This is a genomic window from Micromonospora sp. CPCC 206061 (assembly GCF_036906915.1).
Classification (GTDB): domain Bacteria; phylum Actinomycetota; class Actinomycetes; order Mycobacteriales; family Micromonosporaceae; genus Phytohabitans.
Genome location: NZ_JBAKHX010000152.1, coordinates 1 through 8,568, shown reverse-complemented (window position 1 = coordinate 8,568; position 8,568 = coordinate 1). Strand labels below are relative to the sequence as shown.

The following is an 8,568-nucleotide window of genomic DNA, read 5'->3' as shown; positions in this document are numbered from 1 at the left end:
GATCAAGGGCAAATGCACGTGGTTCGATCTCATTTCCACGTGCGTTTGCCCTTGATCGATGCGATCAACCTTGATCGACTCGCAGCGCCGCCTGCGTGCGCTCACGGCCCGCGCGCGTGACGTCCCATCACATGGAGATGATAACGGTTTTCATGTAACCTCCCCTAGCTATGCGACGACTCAGCCTGCTTCTGGCCGCTCCGTTCCTGCTCACCGGCTGTTTCGCCGGCGGCGCCGAGCCCGCCGCCGCGACCGGAGACGCGCGACTCCGCGTCGCGCTCGCCTTCCTACCCACGCGGGGCATGTCGCCGCACAGCGACGACGCGGTACGCCTGAGCCAGCTCGGCGTCATCGAAGGCCTCACACGACTCGACGAGGACGGTGCCGCCCGACCCGCCCTCGCCACCGAGTGGCGTCGCACAGCCGACCGGACGTGGACCTTCACGCTGCGCCCGGCCACGTTCCACGACGGCACCGCGGTCACCGCCGCGGCCGTGGCTGACGCCCTGCGCCGCGCGAACGCGGCGACGCCCCGGCTGCGCGTGCTGACCGGACTCGCCCTCACCGCGACCGCCACCGGCCCCGACACCGTCGCCGTCAGCACCGACGTCGCCGACACACTCCTGCCGCAGCGGATGTCCAGCCCGACGCTCGGCATCCTCGCACCGTCCGCGTACGCCGGCAGCCAGCCGGACCCGATCCGCGCCGCGACCGGCCCGTTCGTTCTCACGGAGGTACGGGGCGCGCAGGGCGTCGCCGCCGACCGGTTCGACGGGTACTGGGGCGAGCCCGCCCGCGCGGCCGGGCTCGACGTGGAGTTCGTCTCCGACGGCACGACCAGGGCCAACGCGCTGCGCACCCGCGCCGTCGACGTGGTCGACACGATCCCCATCGCGCAGGCCGCTGTGCTCGACCGCGCCACGCTGCACGAGGTGCCGACCATGCGCACCGTAAACCTGCTGCTCAACACCGCCAAGGGCACGTTCGCCGAACCGGCGGCACGGGCGGCCGCCAGGGTCGCGGTGCGGCCCCGACCGATCGTCGAGGGCGTCTACGAGGGGCGTGCCGACACCGCCCAGGGGCTCTTCGGGCCGGCGCTTCCGTGGGCGGCGCGGCAACGGGTCACTCCGGAACGCCGCGCACCCGGTGCGGTCGCCGGCCGGACCGTGGTGCTGGCCACGTACACCAACCGGCCCGAGCTACCGGAGATCGCCACGGTGGTCCAGCGCCAGCTGGAAGAGGCCGGCTTCGCGGTCCGCCAGGAGGTGCGCGAGTACTCCCGCCTAGAGGCCGACGCCCTCGCCGGCACCTTCGACGCGGTGATCCTGTCTCGCTCGGCGGCGCTCGACACGGGTGATCCGGTCTCGTACCTCGCGAGCGACTTCACGTGCGCGGGCAGCTACAACATCGCCCAGCTCTGTGACCCGGCGGTGGACCGTGCGGTGTCGGAGGCGGGGGCGGCCGGTAACGGCGCGACCCGGCAAACCGCGATCATGCGCGCCGAGGCCGCCATCATCGCCACCGACGCCGCCGTACCGCTGCTGCACGAGCGGGTCGTGCAGGGCGTGGCATCGGGCGTTACCGGCGTGCTGCCCGACGCCCGCGAGCGCACCCTCGTCGGTGCCGGCACCTACCGGAGCTAGGCATGCCGGCACTGGCTGGCCGGGCCGCCGCGGCGGCGGCCATCGTGACGGCGGTCGGCGCGCTGCCGTGGCTCGCCCGCACGGATCCGGCCCTGACGGTACTGCGCACCCGCTCCGCCGAGCAGGAACCGACTCCCGAGGTGCTGGCCGCGATCCGGCGGGAGATCGGCACGGACGGGGGGCCGCTGCCGCTGCTCGGGCGCTGGCTCGCCGGGTTGCTGCGCGGTGACGCCGGAGCCTCCTGGATCTCGGGTACGCCGGTGTTGCCGGATCTCGTCGGCGCGCTCGGCGTCTCGCTCACGCTCATGGTCGGGGCGCTCGCCGTAGCGTTACCGGTGGCCGGTGCGCTGTGCCTCCGCACCCTCCATTTAGGATCACGTCGCCGGCTGTGCCGCACCCGTTCCGGCACAGCCGGCGCCCTACTCGCCGCGCTGCCCGAGTTCCTGCTGGCATCCGCGCTCGTCACGGTGGTGGCGGTGCGCCTGGATTGGGCGCCGGCGTACGGCTGGGACAGTCCACAGTCGATGATCCTGCCCTCACTGGCGTTGGGCGTACCGGCCGGCGCGCTGCTCGGCCGGCTGCTCGACGACGCGCTGCCAGCCGCCTTCGCGGAGCCCTGGGCGCGCGCCGCCACCGCCGCGGGCCTGCCGCCACGCGTGATCGCCCGGCATGCCCTGCGCCGTTGCCTGCCCGTGCTGCTCCCCCAGCTCGCCCTCGTCACCGTCGGCCTGACCGGTGGCGCGGTGGCAGTGGAGAGCCTCTTCGCGATCCCGGGCCTCGGGCGGTACGCACTACAGGCCGCCATCGCGCAGGACCTGCCGGCGCTCCAAGGCGCCACGCTCGCGCTCGTGCTGCTCGGCGCGGCCACTGGCCTGATTGCTCGGGCCGCACGGCGCGCCCTGCTGGGCCCCGCCCTGCGCGCCCGCGCGCTGCCGCCGCTGCACCTGCCCGTCCTCGCCGCCGGCCGCGTGACCGCTGCGCTGCCGCTCACACTGCTCGCCGTACTCGTCGTGGCGATCGGGCTGGGGTTGCTGCGCGACCCGTGGCACGTCGACACCGCTGCCCGGCTGTCCGCACCGTCCTGGCACCATCCACTCGGGACCGACGCGGTCGGCCGCGACATCCTGGCCCGGCTAGGGCACGGCGCGCTGCGTACCCTCGCCGCCGCGCTCGCCGTCACTGTCGCCACGCTCGTCGTGGGTGTGCTCGCCGGGCTGCTGCCGCGACTGTCCTCGGGCGTCGTCGAGGTGCTGAACGCGATACCGGCTGTGGTGGCGGGACTTCTGGTGGCTGGCGCGGTCGGTCGGGGCACGGTCGGCGCGGCGCTCGCGGTGACCCTGGTCGGCTGGGCGGCGCTCGCCGCGCACACGGCCGCGCTGTCCGAACAGGAGCGTGCCGGCACGCACCTGGTCGCCGCTACAGCTCTCGGTGCCGGCCGGTGGCACGTGCTGCGCCGGCACATCCTGCCCGCCGTGCTGCCGCCAGTGCTGCGGCACGCGGTACTGCGCATCCCGGCGATCGCGCTCGCGCTGGCCGCTCTCGGGTTCCTCGGCCTGGGCGCCGCGCCGCCCGCGCCGGAGTGGGGCCAGCTCCTCGCGGAGAGCCAGGCGTACGCCGAACGCGCACCCTGGACCGTGGCCGCCCCCGCGAGCGCGCTCGCGCTGCTGGGTGTGCTGGCCGTGTCGCTGGCGGGGGTACGCCGGTGAGCCCGCTGCTGCGCCTGCTGATCGGCACCCAACTCGCGTTCAACGTCGGGTTCTTCGCGGTGCTGCCGTACCTGGCCGGCCACCTCGGCGACGATCTGGGCCTGGCCGGGTGGCTGGTGGGCCTCGTCCTCGGGCTGCGCACGTTCAGCCAGCAGGGGCTCTTCGTGGTCGGTGGCGCGCTGACCGACCGGTTCGGCGCCCGCCCGGTCGTACTCGTGGGATGCGCGCTGCGAGTGGCCGGCTTCGGGTGGCTGGCGTACGCGAGCAGCACCTCGACGGTCGTCGGCGCGGTCCTACTGATCGGCGTCGCGGCGGCGCTCTTCTCCCCGGCCGTCGAGTCCGAGGTGGCCCGGCAGGCGGTGCGGCACGAACGGGAGGGCGGAGGGCCGCGCACCGAGGTGCTGGCGGTGTTCTCGGTCGCCGGGCAGATCGGCGCCTTCGCCGGCCCGCTGGTGGGTGCGCTCCTGTTGCTCGTGGACTTCCGCGCGGCCTGCCTCGCCGGAGCGGCCATCTTCGTGGCGATCCTCTGTGGACACGCCTGGCTGATGCCACGCCACGCGCCCGGTGCGCCGCGCGCGGCGGGGCGCCGGCACACGCCGGACGGTCTGCGGCTGCTCATCCGCAACAGGCGGTTCCTGGCGCTCAGCCTCGCCTACAGCACGTACCTGCTGGCGTACAACCAGCTCTACCTGGCGGTACCGGCGCGGTTGGACTCTGCGACGGCGGTCGCCGTGCTCTTCGCCTTTTCCTCGGCCCTGGTGATCGTCGCGCAGCTGCCGGTGACCCGATGGGCGGCGCGCCGCCTGGCGCCGTCCACCGCGATGGCGTCAGGTCTGCTGATCATCGCGGCGGGCTTCGCGTCTGTCGCGGCCCTGCCCTCCCCGCCGCTCTCGATGGCTGCGATGGTCGGCCTACTGACCGTTGGGCAGATGCTGGTCGTACCGGTCACCCGCGCCTGGCTGCCCGACCTCGTGGAGGACGCGCACCTCGGGCTGTACACGGGCGCGCTGTCGTCGATCTCCGGTGCGGTGGTGCTGGCCGGGAGCGCGGCGAGCGGAGCCCTGCTGGAGGCCGGTGGGGCGCTGGTGTGGCTCGCGCTGGCGGCGGTGCCGGTGGCTGGTTTGGCAGCGGTGCGGGTGGCGGCACGCCCGCGCACCGCGGAGCTGGCGAGGGCCTAGCACCACCGGCCTGGGGGACGCTCGCGGCGCATGCCCCGGCGCCTCGGCCGGACCGCGAGATGCGGGTGGGCGCCCGCCCAGCCTTCCGAGCGCGTGCGGCAGGCCGGCGGCACGCCTCGCTTGGGCAGCATGCGGCCGCCGTCGTCGTCCGCCTCGTCGGCGAGCGTCGGCGGCTCCTCGACGGCCTCGGCCGGGCCAGCGACCGCGTGCGGGCCGGCACCACACACCCAGCGCATCTGCCGGCCGGGAGGGTCGTGACTGCCCAGCACGTAGTGCTGCTCTCCGTCGACGCCGTGCTCGGCCTCCCCGTGCGCCATCTCTGGCCTCCTTCACTGGCGGTTTCGGCCAACGCCAGCCTCCCCGGCCCCTATGACATCACTCATCCGGCCACCTCCGAAATAACGTGGCCCACAGTGAGCGAGGCCACTGTCGCCCTTCAGTGCCGCGCGACCGGGCGAACCGGAGGCACGAGTGAGAACCTCACAAACCGGTCGGTGGGCTACATCCTTCGACGGACTTCCGCCCCTTACACCTCGCCACGCAGTCGGAGGCCGACGGCGTACCTGTGTGATGTGATCGAAAGGTGCCACGGCTCGGACTGGAACGCGGGACCATGCGGCGCGATCTCGCGATTGCCGGCGTGTCCCTCGCTGGCGGGCTCCTCATGCTCGCGGTCGGCGTGACGCATCCGTTCGATACCGGCACGAACACCCCGATCGCCTTCTTCGTCGCGCCGCTCGTGGTGGCCTGCGCGGCCCTGGTGCTGCGCCGTATCGCCACGCGCACCGGCCTCGCGATCGGCACCGTCGCGGTCGTCGGCGACCTGCTGCTCGGCGGCTCGCTCCCCACCATCCTCGTATACAGCCAGGTGATCTACGACGCGTGCGTGTACGGCCCGATCCGGTTGTGGCGCCGGATACTCGTTGTCAGCATCGTGCTGACCGCGGCCGGAGCCGTCGCGGGCATCGCTCTGCTCGGCTCCTGGCGCGGGCTGGTCCTCGGCATCGTGCCGGCCCTCGGCCTCGTGCTGCCGGCGGTCACGGGGATCAGCGTGCGGCAGTACCGCGACCAGGCCAGCGCTGAACGCGCCCGCGCCGAGCAGACCGCGCGCCTCGTCGAGCTGGACCGGCAGCAGGCGGTCGCGGCCGAGCGGACCCGAATGGCCCGGGAGCTCCACGACGTGATCGCCAACCACCTGAGCGCGGTGGCCATCCACTCCACGGCCGCGCTGTCGATCCGCGACCGTTCGGGCGACGCCGGCGATGGCGCCGTCGACCAGGCGCTGCGAGTCATCCGGGAGAACAGCGTGCAGGGCCTGGCAGAGATGCGCCAAATGATCGAACTCCTCCGCGAGGAGGCCAACCCCGACGCCCTCACCAGAGCCCGGCTCAGCGAGGTCGACCGGCTGGTCGCCCAGGCGCGCGGTGCAGGCCTGGCGGTGCGCCTGGAGACCGTCGGCGAGCCCAGGGCACTTCCGGTCAGCGTCGACCTGGCCGCGTATCGGATCGTGCAGGAGTCGCTCACCAACGCGCTCAAGCACGGCACCGGCGAGGCGGGCATCGAAGTTGGGTACACGGCGGGCATGGTGCTGCTGACGGTGGAGAACCCGGTCAACTCCGCACCCGCCGCGCCCGGCGCGGGCGCCGGACTGATCGGCATGCGGGAACGCGCGGCCCTGCTGGGCGGCCGGCTCGACGTGGGCCGGCACGGCAAGCTGTGGCGCGTGCGCGCGGAGCTGCCCGCATGACGGAGCTAGCTGGCGCGGGTCCTGCGCCTCTTGTGCGTGCCTGTAGCCGCCAGTCGCTCCGCTTGGTGGCGGCTGCGGGAGGCGGCGCATGATCCGGGTAGTGGTGGCCGACGACCAGGACGCGGTGCGTGCCGGGCTGGTGCTGATCCTCGACGGCGCGCCCGACGTGGCGGTCGTCGGGCAGGCCGCCGACGGCGAGGAGGCGGTGGCGCTCTGCCAGCGGCTGCGCCCCGACGTCGCGCTACTGGACGTGCGGATGCCCCGGCTGGACGGGATCTCCGCCACCCGGGAGATCGTCGCCCAGGACCTGGCCGACGTCCTGGTGCTGACCACGTTCGACCTCGACGAGTACGTGTTCGGCGCGCTGCGGGCGGGCGCCGCCGGGTTCCTGCTCAAGGACACCGACGCGGATGGCCTGATCACCGCGGTCCGCACGGTGGCCCGCGGTGACGGCATCATCGCGCCGGGCGTGACCCGCCGGCTGATCGGCGTGTTCGCGGCGGCGGCACCCGCGACGCCGGCGGCGCTGCGGGCGGCCGTGGAGGCGCTGACGCCGCGCGAGCGCGAGGTGCTGGCGTGCCTCGGCCTGGGCCTGTCCAACCAGGAGATCGCCGAGCGGCTCGCCATGGCCGAGTCCACGACCAAGACCCACGTGAGCCGCATCCTGGCGAAGCTGGCGCTCCGCAGCCGCGTCCAGGCCGCGATCCTCGCCCAGGATCTATCCCTTCCCGCTCCGCCGCCCTAGGCCCCAGCCCGCTCCCTTTCTCGCGCCGGCACCGCGCGGGCCAGGAGAGGGACGACGGCGAGTCCGAGGAGGTACGCACCCAACACGTCGGTGGGCCAGTGGGCCAGGAGGACTACACGGGTCGCGCCCACCAGCAGGGCGAACAGCACCGCCGCCACCACCGTCACGACGCGCCCCAGCCGACCCACGCGGTGCCACAGCAGCAGCACCGCCGCGAGGCCGGCCGCCGCCGCGTGCGACGTGTGCCCACTCGGAAACCCGTTGCTGTCGACGAACACGAATCCGTCCAGCGGACGCGGCCGGTGCAGCGCCCAGTGCATGACGCCCCACAGCAGCGGGATGGCGGCCGTCACCAGCGCGCAGAACACCGCCGCCCCCCGCTGCCGCGTCACCGCGAAGTACAGGACGGCGGCGCACCCGTACGCCAGGAACGGCAGGGTCGCCGCCACGTCGGTCGCCGTCCGCACGAAGGAGATCACGTCTCGATTGGAGGCGCCGTAGCTCCGGAAGTCGCCGCTGGCCGCCAGGTCGAGGCGTTCGATCGGCGCCCAGTCGGCGAGCACGAGCGCCATCAGGATCAGGAAGCCGGCCAGAGCGGCCAGCGACACGGCGAGCGGCGGACGGGCGATCATCCCGGCAATAGTGGCACGTCGCCGGACGTGCGACGCTGGACCCGTGGGTACCAGCGAAAATGGCGAGCTCAAGGCGACGCTACGCCGGGTCGAGCGGTCCGCGGGCGCGCTCGCCACCGCGAGCGTGTCCCGCATGGACGAGACGCTGCCCTGGTTCCGCGAGTTGCCCGCCGACCAGCGTGCGTGGGTCATGCTGGTCGCGCAGGCGGGCGTGCGGTCACTGGTGGAGTGGCTGCGCCGCGACACGCAGGCGGGCAGCCAGGACATCTCCGATGAGATCTTCGAGGCTGCGCCGCGCGCGCTCGCGAGGTCGATCTCGCTCCAGCAGACCGTCGCCCTCATCAAGGTCACGATCGACGTGGCGGAGGAACAGGTACCGCATCTTGCCGCCCCCGGCGAAGAGCGCGCGCTGCGCGAGGCCGTACTCAAGTTCTCGCGCGAGGTCGCGTTCTCGGCCGCGCGCGTCTACGCGCGGGCCGCGGAGTCGCGCGGCGCCTGGGACGCGCGGTTGCAGGCGCTGCTTGTCGACGCGCTGCTGCGCGGCGACTCCTCCGACGTCCTGGCGAGCCGCGCGGCGGCACTGGGCTGGGCAGACGCGCCTCCGGTGGCCGTGGCGGTCGGTCGGTCACCGGGCGGCGAGGTCGCGGCGGTCCTGCACACGGTGTACCGCGCGGCGAGACGAATCGGTGTGGAGATCATCGGCGGGGTACACGGCGACCGGCTGGTGATCGTGCTGGGCGGCGCCGCCGACCCGGTGAACGCCACCGAGAAGCTGCTCGCCGGCTTCGGCGCGGGGCCGGTCGTGGTCGGCCCGGCGGTGCCGAGCCTCGACGAGGCCACCGAATCGGCGCGCGCGGCGCTCGCCGGCTTCCGCGCCGCGCCGGCGTGGCCGACCGCGCCGCGCCCGGTCGCGGCCG

Annotated in this window: 8 protein-coding genes; 6 read left to right on the top strand and 2 right to left on the bottom strand. The window is 73.9% G+C overall.

Annotation, left to right across the window (positions count from 1 at the left end; translation table 11 throughout):
• Positions 1 to 170 precede the first annotated feature (170 nt).
• Genes V6V89_RS40490 through V6V89_RS40480 form a run of 3 tightly spaced genes read left to right on the top strand, consistent with a single transcriptional unit; the run spans position 171 to position 4,527 of the window.
• Positions 171 to 1,643, top strand: coding sequence for an ABC transporter substrate-binding protein (locus tag V6V89_RS40490; RefSeq protein WP_334625018.1), 1,473 nt, complete (start codon positions 171 to 173; stop codon positions 1,641 to 1,643).
• A 2-nt stretch (positions 1,644 to 1,645) separates the two neighbouring features.
• Positions 1,646 to 3,349 carry an ABC transporter permease subunit gene (locus V6V89_RS40485; RefSeq protein WP_334625017.1) on the top strand — a complete coding sequence of 568 codons (1,704 nt, stop codon included), beginning with the start codon at positions 1,646 to 1,648 and terminating at the stop codon, positions 3,347 to 3,349.
• Positions 3,346 to 4,527 (top strand): MFS transporter, encoded by a 1,182-nt coding sequence (locus tag V6V89_RS40480; RefSeq protein WP_334625016.1) that lies wholly within the window; start codon positions 3,346 to 3,348, stop codon positions 4,525 to 4,527. The genes V6V89_RS40485 and V6V89_RS40480 overlap by 4 nt, the downstream gene beginning before the upstream one ends.
• Here V6V89_RS40480 and V6V89_RS40475 read toward each other — a convergent pair.
• Positions 4,524 to 4,844 carry a hypothetical protein gene (locus V6V89_RS40475; RefSeq protein WP_334625014.1) on the bottom strand — a complete coding sequence of 107 codons (321 nt, stop codon included), beginning with the start codon at positions 4,842 to 4,844 and terminating at the stop codon, positions 4,524 to 4,526. The genes V6V89_RS40480 and V6V89_RS40475 overlap by 4 nt on opposite strands.
• Positions 4,845 to 5,110: 266 nt before the next feature.
• On the opposite strand from V6V89_RS40475, the gene V6V89_RS40470 reads away from it, so the two are divergent.
• Positions 5,111 to 6,274 carry a sensor histidine kinase gene (locus V6V89_RS40470; RefSeq protein WP_334625013.1) on the top strand — a complete coding sequence of 388 codons (1,164 nt, stop codon included), beginning with the start codon at positions 5,111 to 5,113 and terminating at the stop codon, positions 6,272 to 6,274.
• Between the two features lie 88 nt (positions 6,275 to 6,362).
• Positions 6,363 to 7,019, top strand: coding sequence for a response regulator transcription factor (locus V6V89_RS40465; RefSeq protein ID WP_334625012.1), 657 nt, complete (start codon positions 6,363 to 6,365; stop codon positions 7,017 to 7,019).
• On the opposite strand, the gene V6V89_RS40460 is transcribed toward V6V89_RS40465, so the two are convergent.
• Positions 7,016 to 7,651, bottom strand: a complete 636-nt coding sequence (locus V6V89_RS40460) for a phosphatase PAP2 family protein (protein ID WP_334625011.1) — start codon at positions 7,649 to 7,651, stop codon at positions 7,016 to 7,018. The genes V6V89_RS40465 and V6V89_RS40460 overlap by 4 nt on opposite strands.
• Between V6V89_RS40460 and V6V89_RS40455 the strand changes: the two genes are divergently transcribed.
• On the top strand, positions 7,560 to 8,568 hold a 1,009-nt coding region (locus tag V6V89_RS40455), incomplete at its 3' end, for a PucR family transcriptional regulator (protein WP_442935317.1). The two genes, V6V89_RS40460 and V6V89_RS40455, sit on opposite strands and share 92 nt — an antisense overlap.